Source organism: Variovorax sp. CAN15, assembly GCF_030462475.1.
Taxonomy (GTDB): Bacteria; Pseudomonadota; Gammaproteobacteria; order Burkholderiales; family Burkholderiaceae_C; genus Variovorax.
Genome location: NZ_JASMRZ010000093.1, coordinates 1 through 19,174 on the forward strand (window position 1 = coordinate 1; position 19,174 = coordinate 19,174).

Annotated in this window: 19 protein-coding genes; 12 read left to right on the forward strand and 7 right to left on the reverse strand. The window is 67.5% G+C overall.

Annotated elements, in window-relative coordinates:
• Positions 1-261 precede the first annotated feature (261 nt).
• Both QMO14_RS29530 and QMO14_RS29535 read right to left on the reverse strand, forming a co-directional pair.
• Complete coding sequence (locus tag QMO14_RS29530; protein ID WP_301511541.1) at positions 262-3,381, reverse strand: efflux RND transporter permease subunit; 3,120 nt, start codon at positions 3,379-3,381, stop codon at positions 262-264.
• A gap of 40 nt (positions 3,382-3,421) precedes the next feature.
• Positions 3,422-5,056: an efflux RND transporter periplasmic adaptor subunit gene (locus tag QMO14_RS29535; protein ID WP_301511542.1), complete on the reverse strand. Its 1,635-nt coding sequence runs from the start codon at positions 5,054-5,056 to the stop codon at positions 3,422-3,424.
• Positions 5,057-5,363: 307 nt separating this feature from the next.
• Between QMO14_RS29535 and QMO14_RS29540 the strand changes: the two genes are divergently transcribed.
• From QMO14_RS29540 to QMO14_RS29560, 5 genes are read left to right on the forward strand one after another with little or no spacing between them, the layout of a single operon-like run.
• On the forward strand, positions 5,364-5,885 hold the full coding sequence (locus tag QMO14_RS29540) for a DUF6622 family protein (RefSeq protein WP_301511543.1): 522 nt from the start codon (positions 5,364-5,366) through the stop codon (positions 5,883-5,885).
• A 39-nt stretch (positions 5,886-5,924) separates the two neighbouring features.
• Entirely contained in the window at positions 5,925-6,875 is a 951-nt protein-coding gene (locus tag QMO14_RS29545) for a sterol desaturase family protein (RefSeq protein ID WP_301511545.1), read from the forward strand.
• On the forward strand, positions 6,872-7,171 hold the full coding sequence (locus QMO14_RS29550; protein ID WP_301511546.1) for a 2TM domain-containing protein: 300 nt from the start codon (positions 6,872-6,874) through the stop codon (positions 7,169-7,171). The genes QMO14_RS29545 and QMO14_RS29550 overlap by 4 nt, the downstream gene beginning before the upstream one ends.
• A gap of 59 nt (positions 7,172-7,230) precedes the next feature.
• Entirely contained in the window at positions 7,231-8,250 is a 1,020-nt protein-coding gene (locus QMO14_RS29555; protein WP_301511547.1) for a sensor histidine kinase, read from the forward strand.
• Between the two features lie 34 nt (positions 8,251-8,284).
• Positions 8,285-9,118, forward strand: a complete 834-nt coding sequence (locus tag QMO14_RS29560; protein WP_301511548.1) for a LytTR family DNA-binding domain-containing protein — start codon at positions 8,285-8,287, stop codon at positions 9,116-9,118.
• Positions 9,119-9,200: 82 nt separating this feature from the next.
• On the opposite strand, the gene QMO14_RS29565 is transcribed toward QMO14_RS29560, so the two are convergent.
• Entirely contained in the window at positions 9,201-9,542 is a 342-nt protein-coding gene (locus QMO14_RS29565; RefSeq protein ID WP_301511549.1) for a hypothetical protein, read from the reverse strand.
• Positions 9,543-9,692: 150 nt separating this feature from the next.
• Between QMO14_RS29565 and QMO14_RS29570 the strand changes: the two genes are divergently transcribed.
• Positions 9,693-11,510, forward strand: a complete 1,818-nt coding sequence (locus QMO14_RS29570) for a glutamine--tRNA ligase/YqeY domain fusion protein (protein WP_301511551.1) — start codon at positions 9,693-9,695, stop codon at positions 11,508-11,510.
• Positions 11,511-11,526: 16 nt separating this feature from the next.
• Here QMO14_RS29570 and QMO14_RS29575 read toward each other — a convergent pair whose 3' ends face one another.
• Positions 11,527-11,832, reverse strand: a complete 306-nt coding sequence (locus QMO14_RS29575) for a hypothetical protein (protein WP_301511553.1) — start codon at positions 11,830-11,832, stop codon at positions 11,527-11,529.
• A 92-nt stretch (positions 11,833-11,924) separates the two neighbouring features.
• On the opposite strand from QMO14_RS29575, the gene QMO14_RS29580 reads away from it, so the two are divergent.
• The 6 genes from QMO14_RS29580 (at position 11,925) to QMO14_RS29605 (ending at position 15,547) form a co-directional block, all read left to right on the forward strand.
• Positions 11,925-12,524 carry a pseudouridine synthase gene (locus tag QMO14_RS29580; protein ID WP_301511554.1) on the forward strand — a complete coding sequence of 200 codons (600 nt, stop codon included), beginning with the start codon at positions 11,925-11,927 and terminating at the stop codon, positions 12,522-12,524.
• A 37-nt stretch (positions 12,525-12,561) separates the two neighbouring features.
• Complete coding sequence (locus tag QMO14_RS29585; RefSeq protein WP_301511555.1) at positions 12,562-13,467, forward strand: M23 family metallopeptidase; 906 nt, start codon at positions 12,562-12,564, stop codon at positions 13,465-13,467.
• Between the two features lie 73 nt (positions 13,468-13,540).
• On the forward strand, positions 13,541-14,494 hold the full coding sequence (locus QMO14_RS29590) for a restriction endonuclease (protein ID WP_301511556.1): 954 nt from the start codon (positions 13,541-13,543) through the stop codon (positions 14,492-14,494).
• A gap of 18 nt (positions 14,495-14,512) precedes the next feature.
• Positions 14,513-14,836, forward strand: a complete 324-nt coding sequence (locus tag QMO14_RS29595; RefSeq protein ID WP_301511557.1) for a hypothetical protein — start codon at positions 14,513-14,515, stop codon at positions 14,834-14,836.
• A gap of 67 nt (positions 14,837-14,903) precedes the next feature.
• Positions 14,904-15,194 (forward strand): nucleotidyltransferase family protein, encoded by a 291-nt coding sequence (locus QMO14_RS29600; protein ID WP_301511558.1) that lies wholly within the window; start codon positions 14,904-14,906, stop codon positions 15,192-15,194.
• On the forward strand, positions 15,191-15,547 hold the full coding sequence (locus tag QMO14_RS29605; RefSeq protein WP_301511559.1) for a DUF86 domain-containing protein: 357 nt from the start codon (positions 15,191-15,193) through the stop codon (positions 15,545-15,547). Before QMO14_RS29600 ends, QMO14_RS29605 begins: the two co-directional genes overlap by 4 nt.
• Positions 15,548-15,584: 37 nt before the next feature.
• On the opposite strand, the gene QMO14_RS29610 is transcribed toward QMO14_RS29605, so the two are convergent.
• From QMO14_RS29610 to QMO14_RS29620, 3 genes are all read right to left on the reverse strand, one after another.
• Positions 15,585-16,520 (reverse strand): succinylglutamate desuccinylase/aspartoacylase family protein, encoded by a 936-nt coding sequence (locus QMO14_RS29610; protein ID WP_301511560.1) that lies wholly within the window; start codon positions 16,518-16,520, stop codon positions 15,585-15,587.
• A 91-nt stretch (positions 16,521-16,611) separates the two neighbouring features.
• Entirely contained in the window at positions 16,612-17,814 is a 1,203-nt protein-coding gene (locus QMO14_RS29615) for an ammonium transporter (protein WP_301511561.1), read from the reverse strand.
• A gap of 163 nt (positions 17,815-17,977) precedes the next feature.
• Complete coding sequence (locus QMO14_RS29620) at positions 17,978-18,931, reverse strand: LytTR family DNA-binding domain-containing protein (RefSeq protein ID WP_301511562.1); 954 nt, start codon at positions 18,929-18,931, stop codon at positions 17,978-17,980.
• Between the last annotated feature and the right edge of the window lie 243 nt (positions 18,932-19,174).

The following is a 19,174-nucleotide window of genomic DNA, read 5'->3' on the forward strand; positions in this document are numbered from 1 at the left end:
GCTGGGAGCACGCCGCAAGGTCCGGGAGATCAATCTGGCGCTGCTGCCCTGCAGCTTCATCGCCATGATCATCCCTCGCTCTTCGGCACTCAGCTGTTCGTAACTCCTGGTCATGCAAGCTCTTCCCTTCAGGATCGAGTGTGTTGCACTTCAGAATTGAAACCGCCCCTACTTTTCTTTGGCGAAGCAAAGAAAAGTAGGTCGCCCGCCGGGGCGAGACCCGGCCCCGGAATCCAAACTCACCACAGAAGAAAAGACGACTCAAACCGCCTCCTCCTCAATCTCAACCCGCCGAGCACTCCCCCCACCCAACCGATCAAACGCCAAATAAATAACAGGCGTAGTGAACAAGGTAAGCAACTGACTGACGATCAGCCCCCCAAAAATCGCCAGCCCAAGAGGACGCCTCAACTCAGCCCCATCCCCAAAACTCAACATCAACGGCACAGCGGCAAACAACGCCGCCAACGTAGTCATCAAGATGGGCCGGAGCCGCAACAAGGCAGCCTGGTGAATGGCCTCCCGAGGAGATTTCCCCTGAGTCCGCTCTGCATCGATCGCAAAGTCGATCATCATGATCGCGTTCTTCTTCACGATGCCGATCAGCAGAATGATCCCGATGATCCCGATCACCCCCAGGTCATTGCCCGTGATCATCAGCGCCAGCAGCGCCCCAACCCCAGCCGAGGGCAGCGTGGACAGGATCGTCAGCGGATGCACATAGCTCTCGTACAGCACCCCCAGCACGATGTACACGCACACCACCGCAGCCAGAATCAGCCACAGCTGGTTGGACAGCGACTTCTCGTAAGCCCCCGAAGCCCCAAGGAAAGTCATCGTCACGCTGCCGGGCAGCCCGATTTCCTTCGCCGCCGCGCGAATCGCATCGACCGAAGCCCCGAGCGAAACGCCAGGCGCGGTGTCGAAGTTCAGCGTGCTCGCCGGGTACTGCGCCACGTGCGTGATCTGCAGCGGCGCCTGCTGCTCGCTGATCTGCGCGATGGCCGACAGCGGCGTCGCGGTGCCCGAGCCAGCGATCAGGCTCAGTTGCCCCAGCGTCTGCGGCGTATTCACCATCCCGGGCTGGGCTTCGAGGATCACGCGGTACTGGTTCGTCTCGGTGAAGATGGTCGAGACGATGCGCTGGCCGAAGGCGCTGTAGAGCGCGTCGTCCACGGTGCTCGCAGTGATGGACAGGCGCGCGGCCGTGTCGCGGTTGACGTTCACGAAGGCCGCCAGGCCCTGTGCGCCGGCGTCGCTGCTCACGTTGCGCACCTTGTCCGATTCCTGCAGCTTCGCCACGAGCTTCTTCATCCACTCGGTGATGGCGGCGCTGTCCACGCCTTCGAGCGACATGCGGTACTCGGTGGGGCCGGTTTCGGCGTCGATGGTGAGGTCCTGCGTGGGCTGCAGGTAGAGCGTGACGCCTGCCACCTGCCGCACGCGCTCGCGCAGGCGGTCCATCACGACCTGCTGGCTGTCGCGGTCCTTCACGAGGTTGATGAGCATGCTGCCGGTGTGCAGCATGGTGTTGTTGGCGGCATCGACGCCGACAAAAGAGCTGAGGTTCTCGACCGCCGGGTCTTCGAGGATGGCCTGCGCCGCCTGCAGCTGCAGCTGCGACATGCGGTCGAACGACACGTCCTGCGCGGCCTGCACGCGGGCCTGGAGCTGGCCGGTGTCCTGGGTGGGGAACAGGCCCTTGGGGATGGTGAGGTACAGCACCACGGTCAGCACCATGGTGAGCAGCGCGACCAGCAGCGTGAGCGCCTGGTGGTCGATCACCCAGTGCAGCGAGCGGTCGTAGCGCACCATCACGCCGCTGAAGAAGCGCTGGGCGCGCGCGCCGAAGCCCTTGTCCGAAACCTGCTTCTTTTCTTCGTGCTTGAGCCAGCGCGCCGACATCATCGGCACCAGCGTGAGCGAAACGACTGCCGAGATCAGGATGGTGATGGCCAGCGTCACCGCGAACTCGCGGAACAGGCGCCCCACCACGTCGCCCATGAAGAGCAGCGGGATCAGCACCGCGATGAGCGACACGGTCAGCGAGATGATGGTGAAGCCGATCTGCGTGGCGCCCTTGAACGCGGCCTGCAGGGGTTTCTCGCCCTCCTCGATGTAGCGCGCGATGTTCTCGATCATCACGATCGCGTCGTCCACCACGAAGCCGGTGGCGATGGTCAGCGCCATCAGGCTCAGGTTGTTGAGGCTGTAGCCCAGCAGGTACATCAGCCCGAAGGTGCCGATCAGCGAGATGGGCACCGCGATGCTGGCGATGACGGTGGCGCGCAGGCTGCCCAGGAAGGCGAAGATCACCAGCACCACGAGCACCACGGCCAGCACCAGTTCCATCTCGACGTGCTGCACCGAAGCACGGATGCCGGCGGTGCGGTCGCTGAGCACCTCGATCTTCAGCCCGGCGGGCAGGCCGGCCTGAAGCTCGGGCAGCTGCTTCTTGATGGCGTCGACGGTGGCGATCACGTTGGCGCCGGGCTGGCGCTGCACGTTCATGATGATCGCGGGCGAGAGCTTGCCGGTGCCGTCGGCCTTGTTGCCGGCCCATGCGGCGAGCTGGTTGTTCTCGGCGCTGCTGACCACCTGCGCCACGTCGACCATGCGGATCGGCGCGCCGTTCTTGTACGAGACGATCAGGTTCTTGTAGTCGTCGACCGTCATCAGCTGGTCGTTCGAATTGATCGTGTATGCACGCTTCGGTCCGTCGAAGCTGCCCTTGGCGCCATTCGAGTTGGCAGCCGAGATCGCGGTGCGCAGCGTGTCCAGCCCGATGCCGTTGGCCGCCAGCGCCTGTGTGTTGGCCTGGATGCGCATCGCCGGGCGCTGCCCGCCGCTGAGCGACACCAGCCCCACGCCCGAGACCTGGCTGATCTTCTGCGCGAGCCGGGTGTTGACGAGGTTCTGCACGTCGGTCAGCGGCAGTGTGTCGGAGGTGATGGACAGCGTGAGCACCGGCGCATCGGCCGGGTTGACCTTGGCGTACACCGGCGGCGCCGGCAGGTCGGCCGGCAGCAGCGAGCCGCCGGCGTTGATGGCGGCCTGAACTTCCTGCTCGGCCACGTCCAGCGTCTGGCCCAGCGAGAACTGCAGCGTGATGATCGACACGCCGGCGGCACTGGTCGAGCTCATGCGGTCCAGGCCCGACATCTGGCCGAACTGGCGCTCCAGCGGCGCGGTGACGGTGTTGCTCATGACCTCGGGGCTGCCCCCAGGGTAGAGCGTCTGCACCTGGATGGTCGGGTAGTCGACCTGCGGCAGCGCCGACAGCGGCAGGAAGCGGAACGCCACCAGGCCGGCCAGCACGATGGCGACCATCAGCAGCGAAGTCGCCACCGGCCGGAGGATGAACGGACGTGACGGGCTCAACGCGGGGCCTCCGTACTGCTGATGCTGCTGCGACCGCTCGTCATTGATTGCTGCGCCTGCCCTGCGCGCCCTCGCCGCCTCGGCCTTCGGACATGCGCTGCCAGCGCTCCAGCGCGGCAGGGTCGCCGCGGTCCAGCGCTTCGAGGAAACGCTTGCGGCGTTCGAGCTGCGCGGGGTCGTCCTTCGCGGAATCGAGCATGCGCTGACGCTGCTCGGCGGTCGGGAGCTTGGCGGGGCTTGCGGGAGCGGCGGGCGCCGGTTGCACGGAAGGTGCCGGCGATGTAGCCGGGGCAGCCGCTGCCGGGCCGGCTTCACCGGCCTTGGGCGCGCCCGCGCCAGCGGCGCCTTGTCCGCCCTGGCCACCCTGGCGGCGCCCGCGATGCGTGCCGCCCGCAGGCGCCGATGCCGCGCCGGCCGGACGGTCGACCTGGGTCTGCACCCGCGCACCGTCCTTCAGCCGGTCGCCGCCTTCGGTCACGACCTGCTCGCCGGCCTTCAGGCCCGACATGATCGCCACGTTGTCCACGCTCGATTCGCCGCGCGTCACCGGCCGCTGCGACACGGTGCTGTCCTCGTTCAGCACGTACACGAAGTCGCCGTTGGGGCCATGGCGCAGCGCCGTGACGGGCACCACCACGGCGCTGCTCACGGTGCGCAGCAGCAGCCGCAGGTTGACGAACTGGTTCGGGAACAGCGAGTTGTCGGCGTTGGAGAAGCGGGCCTTGGCCTTGACGGTGCCGGTGGCGGTGTCGACCAGGTTGTCCAGCGTGGAGAAGGTGCCGCTTGCAAGGCGGCGCGTGCGGGTGCGGTCGAAGGCGGTGGCGTCGAGCTTCGCGCCCTGGGCCAGGCGCTCCTGCACCTCGGGCACGCGGTCCTGCGGAATGGCGAACTCGACGTCGATGGGCGCGATCTGCGTGATGGTCGCGATGCCGTTGGTCGTGCCGGTGGAGATGTAGTTGCCCGCGTCCACCGGCCGCAGGCCGATGCGCCCGCTCACCGGCGCGGTGATGCGGCTCCAGGTGAGATTCAGCCTGGCGGTGTTCTCGTTGGCGCGGTCGATGGCCACGGTGCCTTCGAGCTGCTTGACCAGCGCGGCCTGGGTGTCGACGTCCTGCCGGGCGATGGAGTCCTGCCCCAGCAGGGTCTGGTAGCGCTGCAGCGTGACGCGCGCCGCCGCGAGCTGCGCCTCGTCGCGCTGGCGGGCGCCGGTGGCCTGCGCCAGCGCGTTCTGGAACGGCTGCGGATCGATGGTGGCGAGCACGTCGCCCTTCCTGACCATCTGTCCTTCCTGGAACAGCACGGCCGTGAGCACGCCCGACACCTGCGGCTGGACGATCACGTTGGCCAGCGGCGTGACGGTGCCCAGCGCCTCCAGCTGCACCGGAATGTCGGCCTGCCTGGCGGTCGCGATGCCGACCGTGCTGAACGCCGCGCCGCCACCACCCCGCCCCGAGCCGCCCGGGCCTCCGGGCCCGCCCYGCCGGCCGGCCCCGGGGCCCGCGCCAGGGCCGGCCGCCGGCATCTTCGAACGCTGGACCAGGTACCACGCGCCGCCGCCCAGCACCGCCAGCAGCAGCAGGGCCAGCAGGCTGCCCATCCAACGGCGCCTGCGGACCGCCGGATGCGTGGGAGACACGGTGGAAGGCAGAGGCTCGGTTGGTTTTTGTTGTTCCATGGGCGGTGCGTGCGAGAGGTGCGAGAGGAGCGAAGGTACGGACCAGCGTAGTACAGCGCGGATGGTAGTCCGGCTCTTTGCTGGGCCGTAAAGCGGCGGTAAAGCTGGCTGGGGCAGCCCGGAAGCCTCCCTGATGCCCCGCGAAGCCCCGCAATTCACGCCGCCCGGCTGCAATTCGCGCCGGCTGCGCGCATTCCGTCGCACGGTGGTGGTGGTGGCCGGGGGGCACCGGCACAGTCCACCCCATCGATTCCCTTCAACCGCTTTTTCGGCCTTTCTTCACCTTCACCTTCAACGGAGTGCCGCCATGCTGATGCAGATCATCCTTCACACGCCCAAGTGGGTTTTCGCCGTCTTCTTCCTGCTGCTGTGGCTCGGCGCCAGGCAACTGCTGGCCAACCAGGTCAGCCTGACCCGCGTCACGCTGATGCCCGTCGCCATGGGCGGCCTGTCGCTCTACGGCGTGGTCTCGGTATTCGGCGACTCCTTCGGCGCCCTGCTGGGTTGGGCCGCCGCCGCGGCCGTGATGGCGGCGCTGGTGCTGCAGCGCCCGCTGCCCGCCGCCACCCGCTACGACGCCGCCACGCGCCAGTTCGACGTGGCCGGCAGCCCGGTGCCGCTCGCGCTCATGATGGGCATCTTCCTGACCAAGTACGTGGTGGGCGCCACCCTGGCCATGCACCCCGAACTGCGCCACCAGCCCACCCTCGCCCTCGTGGTGCCCGTGCTGTATGGCGCCTTCACCGGTGTGTTCGCGGCCCGCGCCGTGCGCCTGTGGAAGCTGGCCATCCGCACTGACGCTATGGCTGCCGCCGCCCGCGCCGCCTAATATTCCCGAGCCACGACTTCCAGAAGAAGACACACCACCATGAACGCGCTCTTGCTCATCCTCAAGATCTCCGTCACGGTGGTGCTCGTCGCCTCCATCGCCGAGGCCCTGGCGCTCTCGTGGCGCAACGGCTGGCGCAGCTACGACTGGAAGGCCGCCGGCGTCTCGGTGTCCGACTTCCTGGTGCGCGAATACCCCCTGCGCTGGCTATTGCCCCTGGCCTTCTGGACCGGCGCGATGGACTGGTTCTACGCCCACCGCCTCTTCACCCTGCCGATGGACCACTGGACCGGCTGGGCCGCCTGCTTCGTCGGCCAGGAGTTCTGCTACTACTGGTATCACCGCGCCGCGCACCGGGTGCGCTGGTTCTGGTGCACCCATTCCATCCACCATTCGCCGAACCAGCTGAACCTGTCGGCCGCTTACCGGTTCGGCTGGACCGGCCGCCTCACCGGCACCCTGGCCTTCTTCATGCTGGCGCCGTTGCTGGGCATGCCGCCCCGGGTGATCCTGCTGATGCTCACGCTGAACCTGCTGTACCAGTTCTGGATCCACGCGACCTGGATTCCGCGCCTCGGCCCGCTCGAATGGGTGTTGAACACCCCCTCGGCCCATCGCGTGCACCACGCCTCCAACCTGGAATACCTGGACGGCAACTACGGCGGCGTGCTGATCGTGTTCGACCGCCTGTTCGGCACCTACATCCCCGAGCGCGCCGACGTGCCCTGCCGCTACGGCCTCGTCAACCCGGTCACCACGCACAACATCCTGGAGATCGAGTTCGGCCAGTGGCGCGCGCTCTTTCGCGACCTGGCTTCGGCCCGCTCGGTGCGCGCCTTCGTCGGCTACCTCGTGAAGCCGCCCGGCTGGAAGCCCGAGGGCCCCGGCGACACAACCGAGGAACTGCGCCAGCGCGCGGCCCTGCAGGCGGCGCCGCAGCCCGCCGTGGCCACCGATTTCATCCCTGTCCAATACAAGGAGCTGTCATGACTTCCTACGCATCGTCCGATTCCTCCCGCTCCGACGTCGAGCGCCTTGCCCGCCGCCGTGCCGGCGCCAAGATGGGCTGGTACATCCACGCCTTCGTCTACGTGCTGGTCAACCTGGGCCTGGTCGCCATCTCGGCCGCCAACGGCCGCAGCTGGGCGATGTATCCGCTCATGGGCTGGGGGCTGGGGCTCCTGATCCATGGGGCGGTGGTCTGGTTCATCGCGCCCGGCGGCGGCTTCTTCGACAGGCTGGTGGAGCGCGAACGCCGCGCCCTGGCTTCGCGGGACCGCGAATGAGCCTTGTGCAGCCCGCGCCCGACACGCCCGGCAGGTTCCGGCCTGGAAACCTCCGGGACATGCTGCGGCATGGCCTGATCACCGCCGTCTTCTGCTGCCTCATCGCCATCGTGATGACCATCACCGGCGGCGACAACTGGGCCGGCCACCTGGTCTATTCGCTGTCGATCGGCCTGGCCAGCTGGCTGTTCATCGACACCGGACGGCTACTGCTCAGCGGACACCGCGAAAACCACTGGCCGAACTGGCCAGGGGGCTTCGTGCTGATCACGATGGGCGTGGCCGTCGGCTTCTTCGTGGGAAACCTCATCGGCGATGCCGTGTTCGGCGCGCCCCGGTTCGACTTCCTGGACATCAAGGGCCACAAGCTGGCCACCGGCGTCACGATCACCATCATCGCGACGATCGGCATGTGCTTCTTCTTCTACAGCCTCGGCAAGAGCAAGCACATGCAGAGCCAGATCGAGCTGGCGCAGCGCAACGCCACCGAGGCGCGGCTGAAGCTGCTGGAGACGCAGCTGGAGCCGCACATGCTGTTCAACACGCTGGCCAACCTGCGCGTGCTGATCACCGTCGACCCGCCGCGCGCCGTGGCCATGCTCGACCGGCTCAACAGCTACCTGCGCATGACGCTCAGCGGCTCGCGCGTGCTCTCGCATCCGCTGTCGGCCGAGTTCGAGCGGCTGGGCGACTACCTGGAGCTGATGTCGGTGCGCATGGGCGACCGGTTGCGCTACACGCTCGAGCTGCCGCAGGACCTGCGCGACGCGCCGGTGCCGCCGCTGCTGCTGCAGCCGCTGGTGGAAAACAGCATCCGCCACGGCCTGGAGCCGAAGGTGGAAGGCGGCGAGATCGCGGTGCGCGCGCGAAAGGAAGAAGAAAGCGGTTTGCTCGTGATCGAAGTGAGCGACACCGGCGTGGGCCTCGGCGCGGCGCCGCCGTCGCAGGGCAGCGGCTTCGGGCTGGAGCAGGTGCGCGAGCGGCTGGCCACGGTGTACGGCGAGCGCGGCCGCATGAGCCTGGCGCCCTCGCCTTCGGGCGGCACCCTCGCCACGCTGAGCTTTCCGGCGCCCGCCTGAGCGCAACACGACACGACTGGACAACAACGACAAGATGACCACAGCCACCCCCACCGCACTCATCGCCGAGGACGAGCCCCTCCTGGCCCAGGCCCTCAAGGCCGAACTGGCCGCCGCATGGCCCGAACTGCAGATCGTCGCCACCGCGGGCGACGGCCGCAGTGCCGTGCGCGAGGCGCTGCGCCTGCTGCCGCAGGTGCTCTTCTTCGACATCCGCATGCCCGGGCTCGACGGCCTCGGCGCCGCCGCCGAACTGGCCGACTGCTGGCCCGCCGACGAGGCGCCCATGCCCCAGCTGGTGTTCGTGACGGCCTACGACGAATACGCCGCCCGCGCCTTCGAGGCGCAGGCCATCGATTACGTGCTCAAGCCGGTGCAGCCTGATCGTCTTCGAAAGACCGTAGCCCGGCTGCAGCAGGCGCTCGCCGCGAGGCAGCCGGCGGCCACACCCGCGCTGGCCGATGCGGCGCTGGAGCAGACGCTCGCCCAGTGGCGCCAGGTGCTCGGGGCAGCCGGGGCCGGCGCACCCGGCCCGGCACCGCTGCGCATGATCGCCGCCAGCGACGCGGGCGGCAGCACCGTTCGCATGGTGCCGATCGATGAAGTTCTTTACTTCGAGGCAGCCGACAAATACCTGCGCGTGCTGACAGCCACGCACGAGTACCTGATCCGCACGCCCCTGAAGCAGCTGCTGCCCCAACTCGACGCCGACACCTTCTGGCAGGTGCACCGGGCGGTGGTGGTGCGCAGCTCGGCCATCGAATCGGTGCACCGTGACGAGGCCGGCAAGCTGCACCTGATGCTGCGCGGTCGGGCCGAGAAGATCGCGGTCAGCCGGCTCTACGCCCATCTTTTTCGCGCGATGTGAAATCGGCGGGGCGAGCGCCCAAAGAAAAAGCCGACCCTTTCGGGGCCGGCTTTTTTCATTCAGTCACGATTGCCGTGGCCTTTTAGCGCCAGTGGCCATGTCCGCGGTAGTAGCCACGACCGTAGTAGCGCGGGCCGTAATAGGCCGGCGGGCCGTAGTAGACCGGGGCCGGACGGTAATAGACCGGCGGCGGGCGGTAGTAGACCGGGGGCGGCGGCGCGTAGTAGACGGGGGCCGGCGGCACGTAGACCGGGGCCGGGTAGTAGGCCGGGCTGCCCACGCCTACCGCCACACCGGGGACGCCGACGCCGATCGACCAGCTCACGTCGCTGCGGGCGCTGGCCGAAGTGGCGGCAAACAATGCACCGGCCGCCACCACGCTTGCGGCAGCCCACTTGAAAAAGGTTGAACGTGTGAAGCTCATGATCCTGCACTCCTTGTTTGGTTGGGCTGCGTTCGGATCTGAACCGCCCATGTGGTGTATTGAACGCGGCAAATGCAAACGGGGTGCACGGGCCAATGTGAAGAACGTTGCCAAAGGTAACCCATGAGGGGTGCCCCCTAAAATGCCGCAATGACCTCCCCGACCGACAAAAGCGGCACCAAAACGACCGCTGCACCGAGCAATTTCCTGCGCCATGTGATCGAGAACGACCTCGCGCAGGGTGCCTATTCTGGCCGCAAGTGGGGCGGATCGCCCGGCAACGCCGCCCATCACGCGCAGGGCATGGCCGATCCGGCCAAGGTGCGCATGCGCTTTCCACCCGAGCCCAACGGCTACCTGCATATCGGCCACGCCAAGAGCATCTGGCTCAACTTCGAGCTGGCCAAGGAATACGGCGGTGTGAGCCACCTGCGTTTCGACGACACCAACCCCGAGAAGGAAGACCAGGAATACGTCGACTCCATCCGCGACGCGGTGAAGTGGCTGGGCTACGAGACCTACCTCGCCGACCGCCCCAGCGCCCCCGGCACCCTGCAGCCGCACGAGTACTTCGCGAGCGACTATTTCGACTTCATGTATGAGGCCGCCGAATACCTGATCGGCGCCGGCCTCGCCTACGTGGACGAGCAGACCGCCGAGGAAGTGCGCGCGAACCGTGGCGACTTCAACACGCCCGGCACCGACAGCCCCTTCCGCACCCGCACGCCCGAAGAGAACCTCGCGCGCTTCCGTGCCATGCGCGACGGCCAGGTGGCCGACGGCGCCGCCATCCTGCGCGCGAAGATCGACATGGCCAGCACCAACATCAACATGCGCGACCCCGCGCTGTACCGCGTGCGCCGTGCCCATCACCACAACACAGGCGACAAGTGGTGCATCTACCCGATGTACACCTACGCGCACCCCATCGAGGATGCGCTGGAGCAGATCACCCACAGCATCTGCACGCTGGAGTTCGAGGACCAGCGCCCCTTCTACGACTGGCTGCTCGACCGCCTCGCCGAAGGCGGCCTCATCGCCAGCCCGCACCCGCGCCAGTACGAATTCGCGCGCCTGAACGTGACCCACGTGCTCACCAGCAAGCGCAAGCTGCGCCAGCTGGTCGAAGAGAAGTACGTCGACGGCTGGGACGACCCACGCATGCCCACCATCGCCGGCCTGCGCCGCCGCGGCTACACGCCCGAGGCGCTGCGCCTGTTCTGCGAGCGCAGCGGCACCACCAAGTCGGGCGGCTGGATCGACTACGCCAGCCTCGAGGCCGCGCTGCGCGACACCCTCGACCCCGTCGCACCGCGCGCCATGGCCGTGCTCGACCCGGTCAAGCTCGTCATCACCAACTGGGGCGAGCTGATGGGCGGCGACGATGCGCTGGACAACTGCTCGGCCCCCGTGCATCCGCACCACCCCGAGATGGGCCAGCGCGAGTTCAAGCTCGGCCGCGAAGTCTGGATCGAACGCACCGACTACGAGGAAGTACAGCCCAAGGGCTTCTTCCGCCTCTTCCCCGGCAACAAGGTGCGGCTGAAGTACGGCCACGTCATCGAATGCACCGGCGGCACCAAAGACGCCGACGGCAGGCTCGTCGAAGTGCAGGCCAACCTGGTGCCCGACACCAAGAGCGGCACCCCCGGCGCCGATGCGATCAAGGTGAAGGGCAACATCACCTGGGTGGCGGCCGCCGACGCGGTGCAGGCCGAGGTGCGGCTCTACGAGCGCCTCTTCGCCGAGGCCCACCCGGGCAGCGGCGAGCTGCTGGAAGAGCTGAACAAGAACAGCCTGGAAGTGTGTTCGGCCTTCGTCGAGCCCTCGCTGGCCAAGGCCGAGCCGGGCGTCGGTATCCAGTTCGAGCGTCACGGCTACTTCGTGCTCGACGCGAAGGCCAGCGCCGATGTCGGCAAGCCGGTGTTCAACCGCGCCGCCGGCATGCGGGACAGCTGGGGCAAGTAAGCAAGCTGGCCCGTATTTACTCGGGCCGCTTGTAGACCACCCCGATCACCGCGCTGTTCTCGTCGGTGGTGCACACCGCCGAGCGCCCCTGCGGCCCGACCCTCAGGTTGATCGTGTAGACACCGTCGCGCGGCGTCGTGCCCTTGTCGACGACGATGCTGGCCGGCGGCACCCTGAGTTCGCGCGCCGCCGCTGCCACGCAGTTCTTCACGCTGGCCTCGGGCGCGCCGCCCACGCGGATGCCCGGGCTGTTGCACGCCGCCAGCAGCAGGCCGGCCATCGCCGCGCAGGCGAGTTGGATGGAGCTTCGCATCGTCGTCATACCGGATTCCCTGTGTCTCGAATGAACAGGCTGATTGGAGCCGCGCCGGCCGCCGGCGGTTGCAGGACAGACCCGGGCTATCCTGTCGGCACATGAATCGTCCGAGCCCTTCGTCCCCTCGTTCTTCGCTCTCACCACCTGCGTCGCCTTCGCCGTCCTCCTCCCGCCTGATCCGCTTCAACAAGCCGTACGGCGTGCTCAGCCAGTTCACACCCGAAGGCCGCTGGCGCGGGCTGAAGGAGTTCATCGACATTCCGGGCGTCTACGTCGCCGGCCGGCTCGACGCCGACAGCGAGGGCCTGCTGCTGCTCACCGACGACGGCAAGCTCCAGGCGCGCATCGCCGACCCGCGCTTCAAGATGGAAAAGATCTACTGGGTGCAGGTCGAAGGCGAGCCGACCGAAGCGGCGCTTGCCGCGCTGCGCAATGGCGTGCAGCTCAACGACGGCCCCACGCGCCCGGCGCGAGCCCGGCTGCTCGACCCGCCGCCCGAGGTGTGGGAACGGCAGCCGCCCATCCGCGAGCGCAAGAGCATTCCCACCGCGTGGATCGAACTCGCGATCCGCGAGGGCCGCAACCGCCAGGTGCGGCGCATGACGGCGGCCGTGGGGCTGCCGACGCTGCGGCTGATCCGTGCCGCGATCGGGCCTCACACGCTCGAAGGCCTCGCGCCCGGAACCTGGAGCGGATAGCGCCCTCCATCCACCGACTTCCCGACCTTCTCTTCACATGAAGCAAACGCCCTCCTCTTCCCTCACCCCTCTCGCCCTCGACCGCCGCAGCGCCGTGCTCGGCACCATCGGCCTGATCGCCGCGATGCACGCCAACGCCGCGACCAAGTCGACGGCAAAGAAACAGCCCGCGGCAACACCCGGCGTATGGCCCCGCGCCTCGCAGGTGCCCGGCGGCGTGGCCCGCCTGTCGCTGGGCCCGTCGGCCAGGCGGCCGCAGGCCTTCGCGGGCGACATCCCCCTGCTCGTGGTGGGCGACGCCATCGAATGGACCGCGCTCGTCGGCATTCCCCTGGCAACCGAACCCGGCGAGGCGAACATCACCGTGCGCACCGAAGACAAGCCCGAGCGCCAGATCGCCTACACCGTCGCCCCGAAGCAATACCGCGAACAGCGCCTCACCGTGGCCCCGCGCACCGTCGACCTCTCGCCCGAGGACGAGGCGCGCTACGTCAAGGAACGCGACCACCTCACCGGCGTGATGGCCACCCTCACCGACATGCGCCCCGACACCGCCCTGCAGATGCGCGTGCCCGTCCCCGGCCGCCGCTCCAGCTCCTTCGGCCTGCGCCGCGTGTTCAACGGCCAGTCGCGCAATCCGCACAGCGGCATGGACATCGCCGCCGGCACCGGCACGCCGGTGCTCGCGCCACTGCCCGGAAAGGTGATCGACACGGGAGACTATTTCTTCAACGGCGGCACCGTCTGGCTCGACCACGGCGGCGGCCTGCTGACCATGTACTGCCACCTGAGCCGCGTCGACGTGAAGGTCGGCGACGTGATGAAGACCGGCGAAGCGCTGGCTGCCGTGGGCGCGACCGGGCGGGTGACGGGGCCGCACCTGCATTGGTCTGTGATGCTGAATCGGGCGATGGTGGATCCGGCGCTGTTCATCGCGGCCTGAGTACTCACCCTGAACTCCTGATTTCGCCCAGCTCCTAAACTCGCACTACTCATACAAGGGGTGGGTTGGAGCAATGGCCAAACAAACAAGAGCCGAGCGACGCCGCGAGCGCGCGCGGAGAGAGCTGGCAGGCAAGGGATGGATAGCGGCCATCATCGGCGTCATCTTCCTGGTAGGGCCGAGCTTCATGCACGGCTCCGTCATCGGCACGCTCGGTCCGGCGCTTCGGCCCGCAGGCTGGGCAGCGCTGGCCCTTGGCGCGGTGCTGCTGGGTTTGCACTACTTCGTCACCCGCAAGGAGTCCCTGCCAGAGGCGGAACATGCGGCGCCGCAGCCGCCTGCGGCCAAGCCGTCCCGTCCCAGGCCATCCTCTTCTTCTGCTGCCCCCCGGCACGAGCCTGGACCGGCCCCGGCGCCCTCTCAATCCAGGGCTTCTCCCTCCGAGCCCACGCCGCAACGCGAACCGCAATGGGGCCCGGGTGTGCTTGCGGCCATCGAATGGCGCCGCTTCGAAGCATTGTGCGAAGCGCTCTATGCGCAAGCCGGATTCACCACGCGCAGCCAATCGCATGGCGCGGACGGCGGCATCGACATATGGCTTTACTCCAAGCACAGCGATGTGCCCCGCATCGTTCAATGCAAGCACTGGCAGAGCAAGGCCGTGAGCGTGAAGGAGATGCGCGAGTTTTTCGGCGTGATGGCATCGCACCAGCTCAAGGGCGGCACATACGTGACGAGCTCGACCTTCTCCGCCGAAGCCCTTGCCTTCGCGAAGGCCAACGGCATTCACGCGCAGGACGGCGCGGCCTTGCTCAAGCTGATTGGCCAGCGCACGCCGGAGCAGCAGGCCGCACTGCTCGCCGTGGCTTATGAAGGCGAATACTGGCGACCCACCTGCGCCAGTTGCGGCACGAAGATGGTCGAAAAGAACTCTTCCAAGAACGACGGAAGCTTCTGGGGCTGTGCCAACTATCCCCAATGCCGGGGCAGGACGATTCCAATGTCCAAGGCATCCTCGCCAGCATGAGCACAAGACTGACTAACGATGACGGCTCAGCCAATGTTCACCGAAGCCTGCCTCACCACGTCGCTGCGTCCCGGTAGCCGGCGGGCCATCCTCGCCCTGCTCAACGAGCGCCTGCACCCCGCGCTGCAGGCCATCGTCGCGGCCGAGATCGCCTCGGGCAGCTGCGTCTGCGACGCAGGCACGGATTGGCCGGATACTGGCTCGGTGCACGTCACGCTCGACAAGCACTTTGACAACCGCCATGCCAGCGCCAAGGTCGTCTTCAGCCCCTGCGACGACCCGCACTATTGGCACGCGGACTACAGCACCGTGGACAAGCCCCGGCACCTGCTGATCTGCTGACCGGCTGGCAGGCGGACCAGCCTCGTGGCCCGAGGGTCCTGGGCAGCCAAACATTACACTCGGCACCATGCGCCCCTCCGAAGCCCTGTCGCTGCATCGTGATCGCATCCGCGAGATCGCGTTGAGCCATCACGTCAGCAGTGTGCGAGTCTTCGGTTCAGCATTGCGCGGCGAGGATGAGGCCGACAGCGACCTCGATCTGCTGGTGGAGCCCACGGCGCAAACCACGCTCATGGACATCGGGGCCATCAGGCATGAGCTGAAGAGTCTTCTGGGCATGGAAGTAGACGTACTCACGCCCAACGGCCTGCCTCCCAAGTTTCGCGATCAGGTGCTGCGCGAGGCTGTGCCGGTATGAGCCGAAGAGATCCGCAACGGGTGGCGGATTACCTGGGCCACATCCTGCAGGCGATCGACAGCATCCGCGAGTACACGAGCGACGCTACAGCCGACAGTTATCTGGCCGATCGAAAGACCCAGGACGCGGTGGTGCGCAACCTGGAAGTCATCGGCGAAGCCAGCAACAACATCGTGAAGCACCACGCGGAGTTCGCGCTGGCCCACCCCGCTGTTCCATGGCGCTTCGCCTACGAGATGCGCAACGCGCTTTCCCACGGCTACTTCACCATCGATCACACCCTTGTCTGGCGAACCATCCAGCACGATTTGCCGTCGCTTCGCGAGCAGGTCGTGCGGCTGTTGGAAACCTGAGCCTCTGCGCCCCTGGTTGGCTCAGGGACGCTGAGTATCAGATCGGCTTGGTCAGATACACCGCCTCCCGCCCCACGATCGCACGCTGGGCGGGCATGAAGATCGTGCAGTCGTCGCACAGGGCACGGATTTCCTCGTCGCCGTTGGTCGCGATCAGCTCGCCCTTGGCGAAGGTCTCGAAGCCGATGAGCGGGCGCACGAAGGCGAAGTCGGGCGACTTGATGACGTAGGTCTGCAGCAGCTGGAAGCGCCGTTGCGGCTCGGGCGGCGGGCTCGCCGGGTCCTTGTCGACCAGGCCGAAGTAGGCGAGGAAGTCATACGTGACGGCGGTGGCGAGGTCGGATGCCGAACGCAGGAAGTGCTGGCCGCACTCGACCACCATCGCCACGCCCTTGCCGTCGGGGCCGCCGTGGCTGCCGTACTGGATGAGCGGCGTGCCCGAGCCCAGGCCGTCGGGCATCACGAGGTGCACCGAGGGTCGGCCGATGGCCAGGGCGACCTTGGCGTTGCGCTCGAAGGCCGGGTACACCCAGAAGGGCACCACGGGCTGGCTGGTCGAGTGGATGTCGAGGATGTGGTCGGCCGCTTCCACCACCGGGCGCAGGATGCGCGCGCGGCTCAGCTCGGGGCTGTCTTCCTTGCCGTCCAGCCATTCGGGCGACCAGATGCGGTTGAGGTTGTGCACCAGCTGCCGGCTGTCGAAGGGCAGCGCCTCGTTGAAGGATTCGTAGGCCGCCACGTTGGCGAAGCTCACGGTGAGCGTGCCGATCTTCGGGCGCACATTGTTGTCGAGCAGGTGCGTGGCCGCCGTCATGCCGCAGATCTCATTGCCGTGCGTGAGCGCGTTGATCAGCACATGCGGGCCGGGCTTGCCGGACTCGAAGCGGTGCACGTAGTCGACGCCGACATTGCCCTTGCGGTAGGCGGACAGGTCGCGGGGGAGGACTTCGAGGGCGGGGGGCGAGAGGGTCATGGGGCGATGGAAAGTGGACGAAACAGCCGGCAAGTTTGCTACAGACGGCCATTTCGCGCCTCGCGCGCCTCCGGCGCCACGTTCGGCCCGCTCACCAGTTCACTTCGCGCTCCGGCGTCGCCGAGATGTGGTGGATCGACAGGTCGGCGCCGTCGTATTCCTCTTCCTGCGACAGCCGCAGCCCCGCCACCGCCTTGAGCGCGCCGTACACCGCCGCGCCCGCCAGCGCGGCCCAGGCCACGCCCATCAGGGTGCCGATGAGCTGCGCCCACACGTTCACGCCGCCGATGCCGCCCAGCGCCTGGGTGCCGAAGATGCCGGCCGCGATGCCGCCCCAGGTGCCGCACAGGCCGTGCAGCGGCCACACGCCGAGCACGTCGTCGATCTTCCACTTGTTCTGCGTGAGCGTGAACAGCTTGACGAAGATGCCGCCAGCCACTCCGCCCACCACCAGGGCGCCCAGCGGGTGCATCAGGTCGGAGCCGGCGCACACCGCCACCAGGCCGGCGAGCGGGCCGTTGTAGACGAAGCCCGGGTCGTTCTTGCCCATGGCCAGCGCCACCAGCGTGCCGCCGACCATCGCCATCAGCGAGTTGACGGCCACCAGGCCGGAGATCTTGTCGATGCTCTGCGCACTCATCACGTTGAAGCCGAACCAGCCCACGCACAGCACCCACGCGCCCAGCGCCAGGAACGGAATGTTCGACGGCGGATGCGCGCTCAGCGAGCCGTCGCCCCGGTAGCGGTTGCGCCGCGCGCCCAGCAGCAGCACCGCCGGCAGCGCCAGCCAGCCGCCCACCGCATGCACCACCACCGAGCCCGCGAAGTCGTGGAACTCGTGGCCAGTGAGCGAGGCGATCCAGCCCTGGATGCCGAAATGCCTGTTCCAGGCAATGCCCTCGAAGAGCGGGTAGACGAAGCCGACGATCACCGCCGTGGCGATCAGCTGCGGCCAGAACTTGGCGCGCTCGGCGATGCCGCCCGAAATGATGGCCGGAATGGCCGCGGCGAAAGTCAGCAGGAAGAAGAACTTCACCAGTTCGTAGCCGCTCCTGGCCGACAGCTCGGTGGCGCTCACGAAGAAATGGGTGCCATAGGCCACGCCGTAGCCCACCAGGAAATACACGATGGTCGAGACCGAGAAGTCGACCAGGATCTTCACCAGCGCATTGACCTGGTTCTTCTTGCGCACGGTGCCCAGTTCGAGAAAGGCAAAGCCGGCGTGCATGGCCAGGACCATGATGGCGCCGAGAAGGATGAACAGCGCGTCTGCGCCCTGTTTGAGTGCATCCATTGGAGCTTCTTGCGGATTTTTGGTTTGAATTGGTGCGCCGCACCTGAATCAACCGGCACGGCGGGCCAATGAAGCAAAAATGGTGCCTGAAAGCTCTTTGATGGTGCGAAATGAACCAATAGCGGGCTCTCAAGGCCCTTGTTCGGGCCCCTCGCGCACCGCTTCAGGCGGCGCCGGCGCCCGCCCGCAGCGCGTCGCGGTACCGCCGGCTGCACGGCACGGTGGTGCCGTCGTGCATGTGCAGCCGGGCGTCGCCGCCATCCAGCGGCTCGATCTCGCGGATGCGGCCCAGGTTCACCGCATGGCTGCGGTGCACGCGCACGAAGAGCGCCGGGTCGAGCTGGGCCAGGAAGTCGGTCAGCGTGGAGCGCAGCAGGTAGTCGTGGCCGTTGACGTGCAGGCCGACGTAGTTGCCCTCGGCCTGGAGCCAGTCGATGTCGGTGGCGGCGATGAGGAATTCGCGGCGCAGCTTGCGGACGAGGAAGCGTTCGGGGCGGACGGGCGGCGGCGGGGGTGCATTGGGCACGGAGGGTTCGAATCCCTCCGTTTTCGCCAATTCCGGGGCCGGGACGGGAGCCGGCTCAGCCACCACGCCCTCCTCCGGCGCATCCAGCACCCGCGCTTCGCCCTGCAGGCGCAGCAGGAACAACCGGTAGGCCCAGATGCCGAACACGATGCTCGCGTACACCCGCACGTCCTTCAGGTACTCGTAGCCCCACTGGCCGGCCCAGCCCCAGAAGTCGTAGCGCTCTCCGGCTGCGGCGTAGACCAGCGCCCGCAGCCCGAACATGCCCACCACGTGGACCACGCTGAACACCACGCTCGCCACCAGATGCCAGGCCAGGAAGCGCGGCAGGTGGGTGCGCGCCAGCGGCGACAGCCAGCGCTCCACCGCGGCCAGCGCCGGCACCAGCAGCAACAGCACCAGGTGGCTCGACACCTCCCAGGTCGCGACCTCCCAGTTGGGCCGGGGCACGGCGCGCGTGCGCACGTCCATGATCGCCACCGTGGTGCTGAACGCGGCCTGAAGCGTCATCAGCACGATCCAGAAAGCCACCTCCAGCGGGCGGCGGATCGGCGCGTAGCGTTCGTACAGGTTCTTGCGGGGGTCTCCCATGGCCGGGATTCTCGTGAAAACGGGCCCCGGGACCAATGCCGCTCAGTTAAGCAAAGGCCCTTCGGGGCCTTCGCTGTTTGTACAGTGCAGGCTGTATGAACAAAGCCGAGCCCGGACGAGGCCGGCGGACGGCCGATGCTGCTGCAAGAGTACCTGTGCGAGACCCATCAATACGCCACGCCCGAGCAGTGGGGAGTCGTGCGAGGCAGCCTGCCTGCGCAGTGGATTGAACAGGCGCTGCAG